This is a genomic window from Bacillus sp. UMB0728 (genome assembly GCF_002858875.1).
Classification (GTDB): domain Bacteria; phylum Bacillota; class Bacilli; order Bacillales; family Cytobacillaceae; genus Bacillus_AB; species Bacillus_AB infantis.
Window position 1 is genome coordinate 356,523 of sequence record NZ_PKLA01000005.1, and the last position, 18,637, is coordinate 375,159.

Consider the following 18,637-nt stretch of genomic DNA (forward strand, 5'->3'; position numbering starts at 1 on the left):
CCTCCCTGTGTAATGATTAGATATTCCACTCGTTCCCGGTGTGTTTTCCTGTAAACTTAAATCAGGGATTTTTTTGAAAAAAGATTGGACGCTGATCATTTTCCGCCTTACTATAAAAGCAAAGAAGCCTTGATGGGAGGAAAGTAATATGGCTGTACTGGAGAAGCTGACGTTTGTCTCAGGCTATGAAAAAAACCGAATATTGCGCAGGAGTTTTAATGAACTGGCGAAAGAGACTTTCGGCATCCAATTTGAGAACTGGTTTGACCTCGGATACTGGTCAGATAAATACATACCCTATTCTTTTGCTGACGGAGAAAAAGTGGTGGCCAATGCATCGGCAAATCTGATCGGGTTTTCAGGAGAGGGAAAGGATTGGAAGGCTGTCCAGGTGGGCACTGTCATGACGCATAAGGATTACCGCAATCTAGGGCTGGCAAGGCAGCTGATGGAACGCATCCTGGAAGACTATCAAGAAGCGGATTTCATTTACCTTTTTGCCAATTCAACTGTGCTCGATTTTTATCCGAAATTTGGGTTCAGTCCGGTGGAGGAGATGCAATATTTCATAGAAGCCAACGCCGACAGTAATCAAAGCGAGATCCGCAAATTGGATGGCAGAAATCCGGAGGATCTAAGCTTCATTTATGAGATGGCAGGCAGGAGAACCTTTCCAGGCGGGTTTGATGCAGTCAACACAAGAGAGCTGCTCATGTTTTACTGCCTGAATGTGTTCCATGATGACATCTACCATCTCCCGGAAGATCGGGCCATTGTACTCGCCAGGCAGGAAAAGGATGTCCTGCATGTGTATGATATCATTTCCTCTGAACCTGATTGGGATCCGGCCGGCCTTGCCGGAAGGCTCGCAGAAAAGGAGACAAACAGGGCAGCGCTTTATTTCACCCCTTCTCCAAAGACCGATGTGCTGGAAAAGGTGAAGTATCAAGACAGCCATGTTTTATTTGTAAAATATAATGGCGAACATAGCAGACTGCCGGCAGAGTTTAAGCATCCGCTGACAGTCCAGGCATGAAGAAGGCGTCTCCTTTTTTGGAGACGCCTTCTTCACTGGCTGCGGGGCAGAAACGCCCTCCTATTTCCCGACTTTAAAGCTATAGACCGCCATGTTGGTCCCGTTTTCGTCTTTGATCAGACCGCCCTGCAGCTTTTCGCCTTTTTCGCCGTAGGTTTCCTTGATATAGGATAAGCCGTTGCCATCAGTGGGGTCGAACATGATTTTGACTTGATAGGATTTCAGATCTTTGATTTCGGTCATCGGGTTGGAGATGACCAGGCGGAAGGATCCGTCAGGCAAGACATCGGCACGGTCATTGAAGCCTGTGATGATATAGCCTTCTGCACTGACGCCTCCTGTAACAGATGCTCCTTCCAGAATATTGCTTTTACCATTAACGTAAATGAAATCTTCATCTTCGGTCACTTCAGTTTCCATCCGGATTTGAACAGCTCCGTAATCATCGGGCTTTAACCATTCCGGTTCTTCAATCATGACCGTGCTTTCCGGCTGGGACAGGTCAATTTCATTCACAGCGACAATCTGCTTCTGGTGTTCTCCGCCTTCTTCATCAAGCCTGACGAATGCCCCTTCGAGCTTGCTGCCATCCACGGAATAATGCTCATTCACCTCATCGCTGCTGGCAGAGGGCTTGAAAATGATTTTTGTATAAATCACCGGATATTTATAATCATCCGGGATGCTGTCTTCAAGCGTGAAGCTTCCATCCTCTTCGACAAGAGTGGTGCCGGCGCTTCCGATGATGGCGCCGTCTAGCGGATCGGTATAAAGGAAAAGCTTTGAACCGGGTAGAAGATTGGTGGTGCCTGTGACTGTGATGTTTTGATCTTTCCGGTGGATTTCGCCTTCAAGCTTCACATCATAATCGCCTGCATCCTCACGCGCTGTAAGCACCGTAGTTTTAACAGCCTCTTTATCACTGTCCTCATCCTCAGCAGAATCCTGATCTTCCTTTTGGGCTGCCTCATCCTGTACAGGCTCCTTTTTGCCTGCTTCCTCATCCTGACTGTTCCCGCAGGCAGCCAGCAGTACAACAAGAATGACTAGAATAAGAGAATTGATTTTCATAATATGTTCCTCCGATTATAAGATAACAATCCCTATTGTAAACGGGAGGAAGGAGCTGCTGAAAATAATAATATCTAAATATTGGAAAAATAAATCAATCTTCCTATTATGAGGTGTGAATTTTATTACTAAAGTCATATAAAATACTCGCTTGTTGAGGCGAGTCGTGTAGAGATAGGTTATTCAGGCATCCTTTGGATTCAAATCGACGAGTCATGCATAGATAAGCTCTATTCGGTACATGACTTGGCCTCACCGCGGCGACTCATGCATAGAATGTCTGCTTTTTAAATATAAGGACCGGTTTCAAGCCGGCCAGTTACGCATTAAATTGCACTTATCAATATACAGGGCCTGTCTAAAATAAGAGAGGCCCGATTATCTTACCCAAAACTCATATCACTCGTTTTCCAATTCTTTATATAAACTTTTCAGCTCTGCCTCGATTGCCTGGATTTGTTTTTCGAGCGGAGACAGGTTTCCGTCGACAGATTCCATTTTCTCCAGATCGTTTTGGAGCCGTACGTAATCAAGCTTAAGATCTTGTATCTTGTATTCTATTTCAGCTTTTTTCATCCTGATCCCTCATTTCTTCCATCTACTCTGAAATATAACGTTTACAGAAGGGATGGGCAACTGATATGCGTTTATGTATTTAAGCATAGATAGCGCTGTTTAAGCGTACCGCCAAATTTTTTCATATCTAATTGCAAAGCAAGCCATAGGCGCCTGCCTTCAAAGGAGGACACCTATGGCTTTTTATAGAGAGGCTTCTGTCAGCGCACTGGCTTCTTGTTCGGTCAATAGGATAAAAATGGTTTCTTTCCTGTTCATCGCCTCAAAAGTAAAATCGATTTCCAGCAGCAGGTAAAATTGCCGGTTGATCCTTACAACACAATGCTCCCCGATTGACGCAATGTTCATGATTTCACATCCTTTACGGATACATATAATGCGCTTTGGGGGAGAAAGGTGTGGACAAAGCAGAAAAAGGGGCAATGCCACCTTTAATGCTTACTGTCCAGGATGAAGGACATTGCACGCGCTCAGATTGTTGCCGTCCGGGTCTTTGAAGCCAAACCCGCCCATCCCGTTTTCAGGATGTACATTAAGCGGACCCACTTCTACCTTTTTTTCCTGGAGCCAATCTCTGAACTCTTTAAGAGATTCTGTATAAAAATCAACAACGGTGTGGTCGACCCCTGTATATGTATTATGGAAAGACAGATTTCCTTCACTGCCAGTCTCTACAAGAAAGATGGTCGGCACCCCTTTGGCTTCAAATGTCAGCATGGCAGCTTTTTCCCCATGAAAGTGAACCGAGACACCGAATATTTCTTTGTAGAACGCTATGGACCTTTCAAGATCTGAGACAGGTATTTCAATCGTGGCAATATGAGATACAAATTTTTGCATGGTGATCCTCCTTAAAAAATGGTATGTATAATAATTTGCCATTGGATATGCCATTTCCTTCCTGCAGAAGAAAGTTTGACAGCCCAGAAGGTTTATATTATGATAAAGGCAACAGTTAAATAGTCTCCTAAAGGGGAGTAGCTTTTACAGCAAAGTCGTCATTTCGGAGTTTTCTCCCGGCTTTGTTGGCAACCATGACGTTGTTAGCAAGACCTTTACCTGATTCGGGTAAAGGTCTTTATTTGTTTATTGAGCCTTTGCCGGATGTGGCAAAGGCTTTTTTTCTGTTAAAAATTTTAAAAGGGGTGTCAGGCATGAAAAAGAAGAAATTCCAGTTTGAAGAATTGATCAGGAAGAACAAGGAAGAGCTTCTGAAGGACAAGAGAGAGATTGAAAAAATTGAAAAGCGGCTGGATGAGAGGTATGCAAAATCGCAATAAGGAGTGTGAAGCAGCATGAAATTTTTCCGGAGAATCAAGTTTCTGTTTAAATTTTGGAAGGTCATACCCTTTCTGAAAGATTTCTTTTTATCGAAGGAGGTTGAGGCCCACAAGAAGGCGCTCGGCATCCTGCTCGTTTTGACGTATGCCTTTTTCCCATTCGATCTTATTCCCGATTATCTAGCCATCCTTGGAATCGTCGATGATTTGGCAGTGGCTGGATTTGTTGTAGAGCGGATGATCAAGATGGCGCCGGATTCACTGAAATTAAAGCATGGAATAGAAAAATAATCAGATTAATAGGAGGTTCAAAAAATGGATTTTGCATTATTAATGGAATATGGCTGGGTGCTGCTGCTCCTGGTAGCCATCGAAGGGCTCTTAGCCGCTGACAATGCGCTCGTACTGGCCATCATGGTCAAGCATCTGCCTGAAGAGGAGCGGAAAAAGGCATTATTCTACGGTCTGGCAGGAGCTTTTGTCTTCAGGTTCGGCTCATTATTTGTCATCTCATTCCTGGTCGACGTTTGGCAGGTCCAAGCGATTGGTGCGCTTTACCTGTTATTCATCTGTATCAACCATATTGTCCGTAAGCTTGCCGCCAGAAAATTCGGAGCGAAGGAGGAGGAAGAGGGAGAAGAAAAGAAGAAATCAGGCTTTTGGGTAACTGTTCTTAAGGTAGAGCTGGCTGATATCGCCTTTGCTGTCGATTCAATCCTTGCTGCTGTTGCCTTGTCGATCGCGCTCCCGGATTCAGGGCTTCCGAATATCGGTGGACTTGACGGAGGAAAATTCCTTGTCATCTTTGCCGGAGGTTTCATCGGTCTGATTATCATGCGCTTCGCAGCCAATCTGTTTGTCGGGCTGCTGCATTCAAGGCCTGGCCTCGAAGTTGCCGCATTCCTGATTGTCGGCTGGGTAGGCGTTAAGCTGTCTGTGTACACACTCTCACATCCGGCGCTTGGGGTACTGGCAGAAGGCTTTGCCAAATCTTCTGAATGGAAAATCACGTTCTATATCGTGCTTATTTTAATTGCAGTTGGCGGCTGGTTCTTTTCGAAGCCGAAGGAAGAGGCTGTATCTGAAGGTTAAGTGGAGTTTGCTATGAGCCCTGGTTCCAGGGGCTGGAGGTTAGACCGCTATTTCTGGTGAAAAGGGAAATGACGGTTCCAGCATGAGGAGGTAGAACCGCTATTTATATGAAAATCGAAAATAGTGGTTCCAGCATGAGGAGGTAGAACCGCTATTTCTATGAAAATCGAAAATAGTGGTTACAGCATGAGGAGGTAGAACCGCTATTTATATGAAAATCGAAAATAGTGGTTCCAGAAGTGGAAGGTAGAACCACTATTTCTATGAAAAACAAAAGTAGTGGTTCCAGCGAGAGAAGGTAGAACCACTATTTCTGTGAAAACGGAAAATAGCGGTTCCAGCAAAAGAGGAGGGCGCTGCCTTCCTCTTTTTATACGAGTTTGGCAGTTTGTAACATCTTCCCAAGAGGATAAGGGACTCGCATGCTATAATGAATTGATTGACTATTCCCACAACAAGGGTGAACTTATGAACCAATTCAATTGGAAGCTTGCTTCACTTCTCCTGACTGGCATCGGCATTTCCAAGCTGGGGGATTTTATTTATCTGATTGCTATCAATCTGCTTGTTTTCGAGATGACCGGTTCGGCTGCAGCGGTCGCTGGCTTGTGGATCATCGGGCCGGTTACAGCTGTGCTGATGAATTCCTGGAGCGGGGGAGTTGTTGACCGGAGCAATAAAAAGAAGCTGATGATCGTTACGGATATCATCCGGGCTGCCGGAGTCGCGGTTATCCCGCTCCTTGGCAGTGTGGAACTGATTTATGTATGCTTGTTTGTCATCAGTCTTGCAAAGGCTTTTTTTGCACCAGCATCCACTACATATATAGCCATGCTGGTACCAGCAGCTAGCCGGAAGCGGTTCAACGGAATCAGCAGCCTTGTCTCATCCGGGGCCTTCATTGTCGGCCCTTCCATTGCCGGTGCGCTGTTTTTGATCGGAACCATTGACATGGCCATCTACTTGAACAGCCTCTCATTTCTTGCTTCTGCCCTCATCATCACGTTTCTCCCTGATGCAGACAAGGATGCCTCTATGCATGAAAAGAGGAATGCGCTCGAGCATCTTAAAGAGGACTGGCGTGAGGTGATCACCTTCAGCAAGAAAGAATCCTTTGTTTTTGCCGTCTATGCCAGCTTTCTTGCGTTTGGCCTGTTTTCCCTTGCCCTGGATTCACAGGAGGTTGTGTTCATCCAGGATACAGTCGGGCTGTCCGAGGCTGACTACAGCTTCCTGGTCAGCATCACAGGTATCGGCTTTGCGCTTGGAGCCCTGTTGATCACCGTTATTTCCAGGCTGCTGAGCATCAAGCAGCTCATGGCCATCGGGATGCTCATGGTCTCAGCAGGATATATGATTTATGCTTTATCCTATTCATTCGCGATGGTCACTGCAGGATTTTTGCTCCTTGGCTTTTTTAATGCCTTTATGAGCGCGGGCTTTCAGACGTTTTACCAGAATAATATCCCCATCTCCATCATGGGGAGGATGACGAGTGTATTGACCGTCTTCCAAAGCATTGCCCAAATCATTTTCCTGCTCGGCATCGGGATCATCGGTGATATCATCCCTTTGCGCTATTCAACGATTGTCCTTGCCGGGGCAAACCTGCTGCTTTCTTTTTATGTCATCTGGCTGGCTTTGAAGCCTGGGATGAACCAGTATTTTTCAGAGGAAGAGAGGGCAGAGGCAATGTAAAAACAGACAGGGGGATTATCCTGTCTGTTTTTTCACTAAAACGAGTAAGATTCACCGTCATCAGGCACCAGCACATTAGAAGAGATTCCCTTGTCCTTAATAAACTTCTTGAGTTCGTCCCTGGACAATGTCCAATGATTGACTGCTTCCATGTGGCTTGCAATGATTTTAGCCTTAGGGGCAGCCTTGCACACTTCATATACATCATCCTTGCCCATCACAAGAGAGCCGCCCTCAAGGAACTGATTATCTCCCGCATTTACTACAATGACTTCTGGAAGATGTGCATCAATTTCCTCCTGAACATCTGCATTCCAGACAGTATCTCCGGCTATATAGAGTGTTCTTTCGGAAGGATGTTTAAAGACTGCACCGCACACCAGACCAGCAAGCTTCAGAATTTCTCCCCTGCCATGCTCGCCTTTCGTTTTTATCAGATGGATGTCTTCGAATACTGTATCCTCTTTAAGGACTTCTACATTTCGAAAACCGTCACTTCTGACTGAACTGGCATCTTCCTCATTTTGCACGAACATTTTAATATCCTTTGGAAGTGCGTTTTTGGCTGCATCATCATAATGATCCAGGTGAAGATGGGTTACAATGACTGCATCTGCCTGACCAACTATTTCATCAATAGAAAATGGCAGTTTGGTTAAAGGGTTTTTCTGTTCCTGCCTGATAGAATTAGGGAAGGGGGGATAAGTACCTTTCTCTGCTAAAAATGGGTCGATTAAAAACTTTTTCCCAGCGTAATGGACAACCAAAGTTGCATTTCGGATTTGTTGTATAATCATATTGCGCAGCTCCTTTTCCATAATGTAAGTATAGTTTATAATAAGACCCTTTTGGCTTTACATAGATTAAATCAAGTCTTTAAGCACTTTCACTTGATTAATGAAAGGATTTGTTGGGATGTTAGATGGTACGGATAAACATATTATAGAAGAGCTTTCAAAAAACAGCCGCATAAAGATGAAAGAGCTCGGTGAAAAAGTCCACCTGACCGGACAGGCGGCCTCAGCCAGAGTTGCAAAACTGGAGGATTCAGGGGTTATTGAAGGATATACCATTAAAGTAAATAAGGAAAAGATGGGTTACCCAGTTCATGCCATCCTTCATATTTATACGAAAACCGCCAATCATCAGCCGTATTTATCTTTCGTTAAGAAACAAGAACAGTACATCATCCATAACTATAAAGTGAGTGGGGAAAGCTGCTATCTGCTTGAATGCAGATTCCCATCCAATGAAAGATTGGATGAATTTTTGACGGGACTCAGCAATGCAGTGAGCTACAAATTATCTATCGTTATCAGCAAATAGAAGAACAAAAAGAGAAAAGCCCCGCCAAAAGCGGGGCCTCTCTCATCAGCTTGCATTCTCCATCACAGGCTCCGGCTGCTCCTTCGTCTTCTTGGGAGAGCGGCTGAATAAGCGGTACACAGCCGGAATCAGCAGAAGTGTTATAAAGGTAGCGAACATCAGCCCGGAGATGAGGACTGTTGCCATTGGCGCCTGATAGTTTCCGGATGTGCCGGAAGCAAGGGCCAGCGGCAGCATTCCGCCAGCTGTTGTAAGGGTCGTCATAAAGATCGGGCGGATCCGGTCCTTTCCGGCCTGAATGAGTGCATCAGTGATTGCAGCTCCTTCTTTGCGCAGCTGGTTGGTCCGGTCCAGCAGCAGGATGGCATTATTCAGCACAATGCCGATCAGCATGACGATTCCCATTGCCGACATGACGCTCAGCTCGCGCTGGGTCAGGAAGAGCCCGAGGATGACGCCGACGATTGTCATCGGGATGACTGACATGACGATGATCGGCTGAACCAGATGATTGAATTGAACCGCCATGACAAGGTATACAAGGAATATGCTGATGGAAAGGATGAAGACCATATCCTTGATCAGTTCCTGCTGCTGCTCCAAATCTCCGGCTGCAGATAAAGTGTAGCCTGCTGGTGCATCAAATTTCTCGATCAGTTTCTGTACATCACGGTTGATGCTGCCAAGATCCCTGTCCTCAATATCAGCCGAAATAGATATGAATCTTTCACCATCTTTATGGGAGATTTCATTCGGCGCATCGATCTTCCTCAGGCTAATCAGCTCTGACAGCTTCTTTTCTCCTCCGGCAGCAGGGATGGAGAGCTTCATGAGCGCCTCTTTAGTTGCCGTCTTTTCGCTCCATCCTAAAATGAGGGGAACAGATTCTTCATGGAGTGAAACCTCGCCAAGCGGCATTTCCATAAAGGACTGTTCAATGAATTGCTTGACCTGCAGTCCGGACAGTCCGGCTTTTTGAATTTCGTCTTCCTTTAATTCTACGATCTCTTCAGGTGATGTGCGTTTCATGGAAGAAGTAATAGCGACGATTCCATCTATTTTCCCAAGTTCCTTTATAAAAGAATCGGAAACAGTCTCCAGTTCTTCAAAGCTTTCGCCCTTCAAATTAACTTGCACAGGATAGCCGCCGCCGCCTGACATCACACTCTGGACGCTTTCAATTGGCTGGGTATCCTCAAGCTCGCGCAGCGCCTTCATGATTTCCTCGTTGACCTCTTTCTGGGATTTTGTAATATCATCCCCTTTGGTCATATTGATGATGGTGTACATCATACCGCCGCTGTCCATAACATAATTGGATTCTACATCCTTGATTTTGCTCAAGCTTTCATTCATTTCTGCGGCAACCGCTTCTTTTTCCTTGATGGATACACCGGTCTCCAAATCAACCATCAGCTCGGAATAGCGGTTGAACACATCCGGCATGATTGTCATCGGTATTTTTGGAATAAGCAGCAGCGAGCCTGCAAACATGAGGAAAAAGGCTGCAATCACTGCAAAACTGTGGCGCTTTTTCTTTACAGTCCAGTTAATCACCCTGCTGTAAAAACGTAGCAGCGGTCCTTCCCTGCGGGCTTTCTTTTTGCTGGAAATTTTTAAGAACTTCTCTGACAGGGAAGGGATGACTGTGAATGAAACCAGTACTGAACTGATCAGTGTGATTGCAACAACTGCCGACAGCATGATCATGAATTGGCCCATTTCTCCGCCCAGCAGCCCGATCGGCAAAAATACGACGATGGTAGTGAGCATACTTGCGATTACGGCTGCCGATACTTCTTTCGTTCCTTCCAATACGGCCTCAAGACGGGCTAGCCCCTGCTCTTTTTTGCGGTAGATGGATTCCAGAATGACGATGGAAGAGTCAACCATCATGCCGATTCCCAATCCCAGGCCGATAAGTGTCAGCATATTGAGGCTGTATCCGAACATCCACATCGAGGCGAAAGTCAGGAGTACGGAGGTCGGAATTGAGATTCCGACAATGAGAGTGGCCCTTAAGTTCCTCAGGAATAACAGGAGAATCACTACAGCAATGATGCCCCCAATGAGGATGTTGGACGCGACGCCGTCAATAGATTCCTGTACATAGTCAGCCTGCGCAACCATCTCATTCAGCTCAAACCCCTTGATCAGCCCTTCTTCACGGATTTTTTCGATTTCCCCGCGGACAGCATCAGCCATTTCGATCTGGGTTGCATCCGAAACTCTCCCGACCTGGACAAACACAAGATCCTTGGTGCCATTTTTCCAGACAAAAGAGGAGCTTTCCTGCGGCGCTACTGTAATATCAGCAATGTCACCAAGCTTGATGAAGCCTGAAGGAGAAGCAATTTCAATATTCCTTATGTCATTTTCTGAACCCGGCTTTGTATTCCAGCGGACAGAAGGGGATTCCTTTTCCAGCTTGAGCTGACCGAGCGTCGCTTCGCTGTTCACCTGCTGGATGGCAGCCATCACCCCGGAAGCATCCAGTCCTTTTTTCAGCATTTCTTCCCGGTTTAAGAGAATGTTTACTTCATCCTCCTCCATGCCGGAAAGCGATACATCCCTTACTTCAGGCAGAGCTTCAAGCCGCGGCTCCAATGTTTCCTTTGCAAATCTGGTTATGTCCTCAAGATTGCCGTTCGACAGATCCAGGAAAAATTCATAGCTTTGGCTAGCGCCGTATTGCCCCATTTCTACTTCCTTTACAGCAGATATCCCGGCAGTGGAAGAATTGATGACAGATTCCACTTCTTTGAAAACCTCGTCACCCCGGCCCTGCTCAAAGGCCATTTGGATGGAGCTTCTTCCGGCAATTGTAGTGGACGTTACATCTTCAACCCCGTCGAGCCCTTTTAATTGCTGCTCAAGCGGAGTGGTAATCGATCGCTCAATTTCTATCGCAGGCATTTCTCCCGCATTGATCTCTGCATAGCCGCCATCCATCTTCATGGCAGGCATGAGCTCCTTATCAAGCTCAAGAACTGCATAGCTCCCGGTCAGCAGGACCAGGACTGCCACAAGTCCAACCAGAATCTTTCTTTCAACGATAAATTTGATCAGTTTCATAAGTACTCTCCTTTTAGTGAGATGAAAATATGGATCTTTGCTCCCAAGGAATAATCATACAGAGCAGTTGTAGAAAATAATACATAAATTAGTAAAATTTTCTTTTTAAAGGAGTAAATCCCACATCCTTCTGTTTTCCATCATAAACTCAATCAGTCTAAAGCGGATTGAGCCTCAGACATATTTTGACTAAGACTTGGGACCTAGAAAAGAGCAGGGCGTTTGCAGGCTCGAGGGGCTGGCGTTCAGCAGGGTGTGAAGGCTAAGGCTTTATTTGCGGCTTTGAAGATATATTTGCGACTTTTGGGATATATTTGCGAGTTCCAATATATTTGCGACTTTCCAGATATATTTGCGAGTCCCAGGATATATTTGTGACCTTCCTGAATGCTGGCCAAAAACTCGGCAACATCTGCATAACCAGTATTCCGCCGGCAAAAAAAATAGACACAGCACACAGCCATGTCTATCTTCCAGTGATTTTACAGCTGATAGGCAGCTGCATTGAGGGGAATGCGGCACTCACGCTGTTCCTGTGTGCCTCTTGCTGCAGGGGTTGGCCCGAAGTGGGGAATGTTTCCGGCGATGAATCCTGCTTTTTCGACCAGGAAATCATCATCCAGATCAATGGCGGAAACGGAGATCTCTTCTTGGCCGATTTCAATGACACGGACTGCCTGCTGGTCAAGGCATGCGGATTTTTGTACAAAGGTCCAGTTGTTTTGCTGCACGATGGAGTCTACATGGGTGTGGCCGTTGAAATAAACGCCAAGCCCTTTCTTTTGGCTCAGCACTTTCCACATGTCGATATCCCGGTGGATGGAGCCTTTTTCGCCATCTGAGCGGGTTGTTGTGTTATAGACAGGATGGTGGACAAACACAAGAAGCGGCTTGGAGCCGGAAGCTGCAACAACAGTCTCGAACCAGTTCAGCTGTTCTTCATCCATCCAGCCGCCCCAGTCTTCATAGTTCATTTCCCTCGCCGTATCAAGGAAGGCGAAAACAGCTTTTTCATTTTCGAAAGAATGATATTGTTTCTGGCCGGTGATGGCGAGCACTTCTTTCTTTGTCATCGCATATACATCGTGATTGCCAAGCGCATGGTAGAAGGTGCGGTCTTTTTGCCTGATGATGCTGTAGATTTCCTCAAGCTCGTTTGGAAGGCCGAAATTAGTGAGGTCACCGATCGAAACATGAAAATCAGCCTCGATATCCAGGAAGTAGTTCATGAATGTTTCATAGAAAGCTGTACGCGCTTCTTTGAGTCCCAAAACCTCTTCGTTGATTGCCGGGTAATGCAGATCTCCAATCATTGCAATTTTCATCTTTTATTCTCCCTTCGTATGTACTGCCTTTCACTTAGAACAGTAAGGGCCGAATATTAAGAAAAATGACGAGGAATGTAAAAATCAGGTTAAAGAGTCTCCCGGTTACTTTTCATCATAGAGGATTATGATACTGTAATAGGAGAAAGGACAGGATCACGGACAGCGAATCTATTTTCAGAATAGGAGTGTTATGGTGGCAGCATTGGCAGAGAAAGCGAAATTTCTGGAACGGGTGGAAGCATGCAGGAAGATTGCGGCAGTCAAAGAGCCCTGCGGAATTGAAAAAGCGATTAGGCATAAAGACAAAATCAGCGCTGTCTTCCTGATGACCGGCAATATCATGTCTGTTAAGAATTATGCAGATCTATTCAGGAAGGAGGGGCTGCCTGTTTTTATCCATATAGAAAAGATCGGGGGATTAAGCCTTAACAGTGAAGGGCTGGATTTCATCGCTGATTATGTCAAGCCGCTCGGCATTGTGACCACAAAGCCGGGACTTGCGGCAAAAGCTAAGAAGCGGCGCCTGATGGTCATCCAGCGTGTATTCATGATAGATTCGGAAGTATATGATCATGTGCTGGAGCTGGGCGGACCTGATGGCCCTGATATGATTGAAATCATGCCTTCAAGGCTTCCTCATATCATTCAATCACTCTCGGAAAAGCTCCTGGTGCCGGTGATCACGGGAGGCCTGCTGACGGAAAGGGAGCATGCAGAAGAATCGCTCTCATGCGGGGCTGCGGCGGTCACAACCTCCAATACGGGGATCTGGAAGGAAGATTTAAGCAGGAACGGGCGCAAAAATGCGAGAATGCCTGTTTAATAAAGATTTACAATTCCATAATACTATCTTAGCAAAAGGGATGTAACATCATAATCGACAAGTACATAGAAAACAGGTTCAATGCAGAGAGACCTCAAACACGGAGAGTAGGATTCCGTTTGTTTGAGGTCTCTTTAGTTTTTTGGGAGGTGAGGAGGCAGGCCAGTACCTTTGCCATTTTCTTGAAAGCTTTACAGCTCCAATCTTGCTTAAGCTGAACTACCTGATGCAAAGTGCTAGATCACAATCCATTGAAAACGGGGGAATATGAAGTGAAGAAAATATCCGGTCTTATCGTAATGATTTTTATGCTGCTGATGGCAACCGCATGCTCAGGCAACAATTCTGCCGGTACAGAAACGAAATCTTCGGGGGACAATACCGCATCTGCCAGTGATGACAGAATCCATATCAAATACTGGTATGCGTGGGGAGATAAAATTGGCGAGAATAATGAAAATCTCGTCAAGATGTTCAATGAATCCCAGGACAAGATTTATGTAGAAGCAGAATACCAGGGGACTTATGATGAGCTTCACTCCAAGACACAGGCTGCTTTTGCCGCCAAGAATGCTCCTGAAGTCACTCAGAATGAGATTGCTTCCATTGGCGTTTTTGCTAAATCCGGCATGACACAGGACCTCACGCCATTCGTTGAAAAAGATGATATCAATATGGATGACTTCAACCCGGGGCTGATGGGGAATTCCTATGTGGATGACAAGCTTTACGGCCTTCCATATCTGCGAAGCACACCGATTCTGTATATGAATACGACCATGCTGAAGGAAGCTGGGCTTGATCCGGCAGGGCCTAAGGATTGGAAGGAATTCGAAGAATATCTGACTGCCCTCACAAAAGAAGGGAAAACGGTCGGGATGACCATGCCGGTCAATATCTGGATGTATGAAGCATTTGTCGCACAAGGTGAAGGGCAAATGATCTCTGATGATGAAAAGAGTGCTGAATTCAATGGAGAAGCAGGTGTTGAAGCGCTTGAATTCTGGAAAAAGATGGCCGACAAAGGCGTCATCAAGGTTCCTGGCGGCGAAGCAGCTGCAGAAGTAGCCAAGCAGGATTTTGCCAACAGCCGTTCTGCCATGGCTTTCTCTTCTACAGCCGATCTTTCTTATAATTTGAGCGTGGCCGAAGAACAGGGCTTTGAGCTGAACACTGCTTTCATGCCTGCCAATAAGGTGAATGGAGTGCCGACAGGCGGTGCCAACCTGGTCATGACAGCCGGTCTTGATGAGGAAAGGCAAAATGCCGCATGGGAATTCATCAAATGGATGACGGCAAAAGAACAAACCATTTATGCCAGCGAATATACTGGCTATCTGCCAAGCCGCCTTTCAGCTGTAGATTCTGAAGAAATGAAGTCACTATATGAGAAAATGCCGCAATTCAAAGTGGCTGTCGACCAATTGCAGTATGGTCATGCCCGTCCGATGGCAGAAGCCTATCCTGAAGTGGCTAAAATCCTGACAGACCAAATCTCCAGGGTCATGCTTGAAGATGGCCTTGCTCCAAAAGACGCCCTTGATGAGGCAGCAGAAAAAGCCAATCAATTGCTTAAGTAATCAATAATCGCATCAGGCTGCCGGGGGAGGGATTCAGTCCTTTTCCCCGGCATTCATAAAGAAAGGGGAATGCAGAATGACTTGGCACAAAGACATTAAAGTGGCCATTTTCGACTTGGACGGCACATTATATCAGGATTATGCCTTTTTAGGGAGATATATCAGCCACATGCTTGGCAGCCGCTTGCAGGGACAGGAACTTCAGGCGGCCATCGATGAAGCTTATATGATTCTGGAGGGAAAGCACCCGGTGAAGTTCGGCTATTTGTTCTGTCATGATGGAAACAGGGCATACAGCCATGATGGGCTTGTCCCGACAGGCTGCTTCGGATGGGATGGAAAGGAAGGGGTACTGAACCAGGAAGAGATGGACGGACTTTTCTACATAGGTGATCCATGGGGGATTGCAGCCATTCTTGCAAAAAGGCATGGCGTCCATGCAGAAGAACAGCTGAATGCGTTCGAAACAGTCAGGAAGGAAATGCTTGCCGGACCCCATCAGATCGAGGTGTTCCCCGGCTTGATTGAAGCGGTAGGCAAAATGGGTGCTGATCGCAAGATTTTTATGACCAACACCCCATCTCCTTCTGCTGAAGAATTTGTCAGCTTTCTTGGGCTGGAAAATCTGTTTGATACATACATAGTGGATGCACAGAAGCCTGAGGGCATCAGGGGCGTCATGAAAAGGCTGGGGGAAGAAGGCTATCAGCCACATGAAATTTTATCCGTCGGGGACAATCCCTTCAATGACCTTTACCCGGTGAAACAGCTTGGGGGCAGGACCTGCCTGATTTCCCGGTATGAGCATGCCGGCTCAGAGGAGTGGGACCATTCAGTAAAAACAATCGAAGAGCTGGCCGGATTCTTGAGGCTTTTGGAGGCCGTTCCTTCAGGGGCAATCTAGGATCCTTGTCTGGAGAAAATCCAATACTCGAAAACAGGAGATGAAAAGGCATGGCTGAAATCAGATTGGTGAATATATCAAAAACCTATAAAGACGAGGAAATCATCAATGATTTGAATCTGACCATCCGCGATGGATCCTTCACAGTACTGGTTGGCCCATCCGGCTGCGGAAAATCAACGACATTGCGGATGGTAGCGGGACTGGAAAAGGAATCAGGAGGAGAGATCTGGATCGACGACCAGAAGGTGAATGATCTTGCGCCGGGGAAGCGCGGCATTGCCATGGTATTTCAAAACTATGCTCTGTATCCGACCATGACGGTCAGGGGAAATATTGAATTCGGGCTTGTGAATAAAAAGGTTCCTAAGCAGGAACGGGAACAGCTTATTGCTGAAATATCAAGGATTGTCGGCCTGGAGGAATATCTTGATAAAAAGCCGCAGAACCTTTCAGGCGGACAAAGGCAGAGGGTAGCGCTCGCCAGGGCCATGGTAAAGAAGCCGAAGGTATTCATTCTGGATGAGCCCCTCTCCAACCTGGATGCGAAGCTGAGAGTCCAGATGAGGACAGAGCTGATCCAGCTTCACAAGCAGCTCGGCACCACCTTTATATATGTGACGCATGATCAGGTGGAGGCCATGTCGATGGGGGATGAAATCGTCATTTTGGATAAAGGCAAAATCAAGCAGGCTGACAGCCCGATGGCTATCTATCATGATCCCGAGAATATCTTTGCCGCGAGCTTTATCGGAACGCCTCCCATGAACATAGTGGAAAAAGCCCTGCTTTCTGATTATATGCCGGCTGTAGACGGTGACGCAGCCTATATTGGATGCAGGCCAGAGCATATGGAAATCGTTACGGCGGATACCTTTGATGCGCACAGCATCATCCTCCCTTCCAGGGTGGCCGCGATGGAAACACTTGGATCTGAGACCATTTATACTGTTCGAAATACGGCTGGCGTTATGCATGTGAAGAGCTTTCTCGATCCGATGCCCCATCTGCAGGATGTGCATGTAAGGCTTCCATATGAAAAGCTTTACTTTTTCACGAATGATGGAATAAGGAACAGGTCAGCAAGCATGAACATGCAGGAGCCTGTACTGGTAAAAGGGGGCCGCTGATATCATGATGAATAAGCTGCGGCCGTATGGCATGATTGCGCCATCGATTGCCATCTTCGGATTATTTTTCATTTATCCTATCTTATACATGATTTATTTAAGCTTCCATGACTGGAACTTTGTCAGTCCTGTTAAGGATTTTGTGGGTATCGGCAATTTCAAAGCGCTTTTCGCAGAGCGTGAGTTCATTGAAGTGATGCAGAATACCTTTACATACACAGCACTGACAGTATCACTGACGGTGGCGGTTTCTCTCCTGCTTGCCCTGTGGCTGAACAGGCAGGGAGCTCTGTACGGATTTGTGCAGGGTGCGATCTTCAGCCCGCATATTATCTCGCTTGTTTCAGTGTCGATGCTTTGGATGTGGCTCATGGATACTGACTATGGACTGCTGAACTGGTTTCTCAATTTGTTCGGCATCGCAAATGTCCCATGGCTGACAGATCCGGGAACCTCGCTGTTTTCTCTCGTCATTGTGGCGGTCTGGAAAGGGATCGGCTTCAATACGCTCATTTTCATTGCCGGGCTGCAGAGCATTCCGAAGGATATTTATGAAGCGGCAGAGCTGGATGAGGCGAATAAGGCGAGGACCTTTTTCAAGCTGACGCTCCCGATGCTGTCACCGACGCTCTTTTTCCTGACGATCATTTCCCTGATTGCGTCATTCCAGGTGTTTGAAACGATTGCGATCATGACCCAGGGCGGGCCGATTAATTCAACGAATACCTTTGTTTTCTATATTTATGAGTATGGTTTCCGGTTCTTCAAAATCGGCTATGCATCGGCCGCAGGTGTTCTGCTGCTGATTCTGGTAAGCCTTTTGACAATAGTCTACTTCAGGCTGCTTTCCCGGAGAGTCCATTACCGATGATGTGGAGGATTATATATGAAGCTTAAAGCTGCAGGAAGGCTTTTCAATTTGGCCGCACTCTTACTGGTTGTTGCTGTTTTTGCACTTCCGTTTGTCTGGATGATTTCCACTTCTTTTAAAACGCTTGGTGAAACAATGACATTTCCGCCGAAATGGCTGCCTGAGGAGTTCAAATGGGAAAACTTCTCCAAGGCATGGAACTCCGGGCCGTTTTTCCGCTACTTCTTAAACAGCCTGATGGTTTCAGCGGGAATCCTGATATTGCAATTTCTGACGATTATACCGGCAGCCTATGCTTTTGCCCGGTACCGTTTCAGGGGAAGCAGGTTTTTCTTTGCTGTGACCATGATTACCCTGATGATTCCCTCTCAGCTTATCTTTTTGCCGGTCTATCTGCAGATGAGCTCCTGGGGGCTGCTTGATTCCCTGTGGGCGCTGATCCTGCCGTTTGCCTCCAGTGCTTTTGGCATTTTTATGCTCAGGCAGTCGTTCATGCAGGTCCCTGAGGAACTGCTGGAAGCCGCCCGGCTTGATGAAGCTTCTGAATGGAAGATCATGTTCCGCATTATGGTTCCGATGGCAAAGCCTGTTCTTATCACATTTGGATTATTCAGCTTCATCACTCACTGGAACGATTATTTCTGGCCGCTTGTTATGACGACAAGCGATGTGGCGCGCACCCTTCCGCTCGGGATATCCAAGCTTAGGGAAGTAGAGGGAGGAACTGCCTGGAATGTGCTTATGGCAGGAAATATGATCCTTGTTGTGCCGATCCTTATTGCCTTTTTCTTTGCTCAAAGACAGATTATCCGTGCTTTTGTTTATACAGGAGTCAAATAGACAGGAA

19 protein-coding genes are annotated in these 18,637 nt (G+C 46.4%); 12 read left to right on the forward strand and 7 right to left on the reverse strand.

Annotated elements, in window-relative coordinates:
• Positions 1-148: 148 nt before the first annotated feature.
• Positions 149-1,036 (forward strand): GNAT family N-acetyltransferase, encoded by an 888-nt coding sequence (locus CYJ37_RS21135; RefSeq protein WP_101551652.1) that lies wholly within the window; start codon positions 149-151, stop codon positions 1,034-1,036.
• Positions 1,037-1,096: 60 nt separating this feature from the next.
• Here CYJ37_RS21135 and CYJ37_RS21140 read toward each other — a convergent pair whose 3' ends face one another.
• From CYJ37_RS21140 to CYJ37_RS21145, 4 genes are all read right to left on the reverse strand, one after another.
• Complete coding sequence (locus CYJ37_RS21140) at positions 1,097-2,107, reverse strand: hypothetical protein (protein ID WP_101551654.1); 1,011 nt, start codon at positions 2,105-2,107, stop codon at positions 1,097-1,099.
• A gap of 399 nt (positions 2,108-2,506) precedes the next feature.
• Complete coding sequence (locus tag CYJ37_RS27430; protein WP_009791566.1) at positions 2,507-2,683, reverse strand: SE1832 family protein; 177 nt, start codon at positions 2,681-2,683, stop codon at positions 2,507-2,509.
• A gap of 183 nt (positions 2,684-2,866) precedes the next feature.
• Positions 2,867-3,031: a hypothetical protein gene (locus CYJ37_RS27435; protein WP_009791565.1), complete on the reverse strand. Its 165-nt coding sequence runs from the start codon at positions 3,029-3,031 to the stop codon at positions 2,867-2,869.
• 90 nt (positions 3,032-3,121) lie between these two features.
• A complete protein-coding gene (locus CYJ37_RS21145) occupies positions 3,122-3,523 on the reverse strand; it encodes a VOC family protein (protein WP_101551656.1) in 402 nt (133 codons plus the stop codon).
• A 314-nt stretch (positions 3,524-3,837) separates the two neighbouring features.
• Between CYJ37_RS21145 and CYJ37_RS21150 the strand changes: the two genes are divergently transcribed.
• The 4 genes from CYJ37_RS21150 to CYJ37_RS21165 all read left to right on the forward strand — a co-directional run bounded on the left by CYJ37_RS21150 (position 3,838) and on the right by CYJ37_RS21165 (position 6,753).
• On the forward strand, positions 3,838-3,963 hold the full coding sequence (locus CYJ37_RS21150; protein WP_083783065.1) for an FbpB family small basic protein: 126 nt from the start codon (positions 3,838-3,840) through the stop codon (positions 3,961-3,963).
• Positions 3,964-3,978: 15 nt separating this feature from the next.
• Complete coding sequence (locus tag CYJ37_RS21155) at positions 3,979-4,254, forward strand: YkvA family protein (RefSeq protein ID WP_009791562.1); 276 nt, start codon at positions 3,979-3,981, stop codon at positions 4,252-4,254.
• Positions 4,255-4,278: 24 nt separating this feature from the next.
• Entirely contained in the window at positions 4,279-5,055 is a 777-nt protein-coding gene (locus CYJ37_RS21160; RefSeq protein ID WP_101551658.1) for a TerC family protein, read from the forward strand.
• Positions 5,056-5,523: 468 nt separating this feature from the next.
• Positions 5,524-6,753 carry an MFS transporter gene (locus CYJ37_RS21165; RefSeq protein ID WP_101551661.1) on the forward strand — a complete coding sequence of 410 codons (1,230 nt, stop codon included), beginning with the start codon at positions 5,524-5,526 and terminating at the stop codon, positions 6,751-6,753.
• A 35-nt stretch (positions 6,754-6,788) separates the two neighbouring features.
• Here CYJ37_RS21165 and CYJ37_RS21170 read toward each other — a convergent pair whose 3' ends face one another.
• Positions 6,789-7,550 carry an MBL fold metallo-hydrolase gene (locus CYJ37_RS21170; protein ID WP_022543497.1) on the reverse strand — a complete coding sequence of 254 codons (762 nt, stop codon included), beginning with the start codon at positions 7,548-7,550 and terminating at the stop codon, positions 6,789-6,791.
• A gap of 118 nt (positions 7,551-7,668) precedes the next feature.
• Between CYJ37_RS21170 and CYJ37_RS21175 the strand changes: the two genes are divergently transcribed.
• Positions 7,669-8,079, forward strand: coding sequence for an Lrp/AsnC family transcriptional regulator (locus tag CYJ37_RS21175; RefSeq protein ID WP_022543498.1), 411 nt, complete (start codon positions 7,669-7,671; stop codon positions 8,077-8,079).
• A 45-nt stretch (positions 8,080-8,124) separates the two neighbouring features.
• Here CYJ37_RS21175 and CYJ37_RS21180 read toward each other — a convergent pair whose 3' ends face one another.
• Positions 8,125-11,154, reverse strand: coding sequence for an efflux RND transporter permease subunit (locus tag CYJ37_RS21180; protein WP_094769064.1), 3,030 nt, complete (start codon positions 11,152-11,154; stop codon positions 8,125-8,127).
• A 482-nt stretch (positions 11,155-11,636) separates the two neighbouring features.
• Complete coding sequence (locus tag CYJ37_RS21190) at positions 11,637-12,479, reverse strand: metallophosphoesterase family protein (protein WP_101551665.1); 843 nt, start codon at positions 12,477-12,479, stop codon at positions 11,637-11,639.
• 193 nt (positions 12,480-12,672) lie between these two features.
• Here CYJ37_RS21190 and CYJ37_RS21195 point away from each other — a divergent pair, with 193 nt between their 5' ends.
• From CYJ37_RS21195 to CYJ37_RS21220, 6 genes are all read left to right on the forward strand, one after another.
• Entirely contained in the window at positions 12,673-13,305 is a 633-nt protein-coding gene (locus tag CYJ37_RS21195) for a glycerol-3-phosphate responsive antiterminator (RefSeq protein ID WP_101551667.1), read from the forward strand.
• A 272-nt stretch (positions 13,306-13,577) separates the two neighbouring features.
• Positions 13,578-14,885 carry an ABC transporter substrate-binding protein gene (locus tag CYJ37_RS21200; protein WP_022543501.1) on the forward strand — a complete coding sequence of 436 codons (1,308 nt, stop codon included), beginning with the start codon at positions 13,578-13,580 and terminating at the stop codon, positions 14,883-14,885.
• A gap of 76 nt (positions 14,886-14,961) precedes the next feature.
• Positions 14,962-15,789 carry an HAD family hydrolase gene (locus tag CYJ37_RS21205; RefSeq protein WP_101551669.1) on the forward strand — a complete coding sequence of 276 codons (828 nt, stop codon included), beginning with the start codon at positions 14,962-14,964 and terminating at the stop codon, positions 15,787-15,789.
• A gap of 50 nt (positions 15,790-15,839) precedes the next feature.
• A complete protein-coding gene (locus CYJ37_RS21210; protein ID WP_101551670.1) occupies positions 15,840-16,919 on the forward strand; it encodes an ABC transporter ATP-binding protein in 1,080 nt (359 codons plus the stop codon).
• A gap of 4 nt (positions 16,920-16,923) precedes the next feature.
• A complete protein-coding gene (locus CYJ37_RS21215; RefSeq protein WP_009795173.1) occupies positions 16,924-17,790 on the forward strand; it encodes a carbohydrate ABC transporter permease in 867 nt (288 codons plus the stop codon).
• Between the two features lie 15 nt (positions 17,791-17,805).
• Complete coding sequence (locus tag CYJ37_RS21220) at positions 17,806-18,630, forward strand: carbohydrate ABC transporter permease (protein WP_009795174.1); 825 nt, start codon at positions 17,806-17,808, stop codon at positions 18,628-18,630.
• The last annotated feature ends 7 nt before the right edge of the window (positions 18,631-18,637 follow it).

Coding starts and splice junctions, on each gene's coding strand:
- CYJ37_RS21220 (WP_009795174.1), top strand. CDS start 17,806: ATGAAGCTTAAAGCTGCAGGAAGGCTTTTCAATTTGGCCGCACTCTTA.
- CYJ37_RS21210 (WP_101551670.1), top strand. CDS start 15,840: ATGGCTGAAATCAGATTGGTGAATATATCAAAAACCTATAAAGACGAG.
- CYJ37_RS21135 (WP_101551652.1), top strand. CDS start 149: ATGGCTGTACTGGAGAAGCTGACGTTTGTCTCAGGCTATGAAAAAAAC.
- CYJ37_RS21140 (WP_101551654.1), bottom strand. CDS start 2,107: ATGAAAATCAATTCTCTTATTCTAGTCATTCTTGTTGTACTGCTGGCT.
- CYJ37_RS21180 (WP_094769064.1), bottom strand. CDS start 11,154: ATGAAACTGATCAAATTTATCGTTGAAAGAAAGATTCTGGTTGGACTT.
- CYJ37_RS21195 (WP_101551667.1), top strand. CDS start 12,673: ATGGTGGCAGCATTGGCAGAGAAAGCGAAATTTCTGGAACGGGTGGAA.
- CYJ37_RS21160 (WP_101551658.1), top strand. CDS start 4,279: ATGGATTTTGCATTATTAATGGAATATGGCTGGGTGCTGCTGCTCCTG.
- CYJ37_RS21190 (WP_101551665.1), bottom strand. CDS start 12,479: ATGAAAATTGCAATGATTGGAGATCTGCATTACCCGGCAATCAACGAA.
- CYJ37_RS21170 (WP_022543497.1), bottom strand. CDS start 7,550: ATGATTATACAACAAATCCGAAATGCAACTTTGGTTGTCCATTACGCT.
- CYJ37_RS27435 (WP_009791565.1), bottom strand. CDS start 3,031: ATGAACATTGCGTCAATCGGGGAGCATTGTGTTGTAAGGATCAACCGG.
- CYJ37_RS21215 (WP_009795173.1), top strand. CDS start 16,924: ATGATGAATAAGCTGCGGCCGTATGGCATGATTGCGCCATCGATTGCC.
- CYJ37_RS21205 (WP_101551669.1), top strand. CDS start 14,962: ATGACTTGGCACAAAGACATTAAAGTGGCCATTTTCGACTTGGACGGC.
- CYJ37_RS21150 (WP_083783065.1), top strand. CDS start 3,838: ATGAAAAAGAAGAAATTCCAGTTTGAAGAATTGATCAGGAAGAACAAG.
- CYJ37_RS27430 (WP_009791566.1), bottom strand. CDS start 2,683: ATGAAAAAAGCTGAAATAGAATACAAGATACAAGATCTTAAGCTTGAT.
- CYJ37_RS21145 (WP_101551656.1), bottom strand. CDS start 3,523: ATGCAAAAATTTGTATCTCATATTGCCACGATTGAAATACCTGTCTCA.
- CYJ37_RS21155 (WP_009791562.1), top strand. CDS start 3,979: ATGAAATTTTTCCGGAGAATCAAGTTTCTGTTTAAATTTTGGAAGGTC.
- CYJ37_RS21165 (WP_101551661.1), top strand. CDS start 5,524: ATGAACCAATTCAATTGGAAGCTTGCTTCACTTCTCCTGACTGGCATC.
- CYJ37_RS21175 (WP_022543498.1), top strand. CDS start 7,669: ATGTTAGATGGTACGGATAAACATATTATAGAAGAGCTTTCAAAAAAC.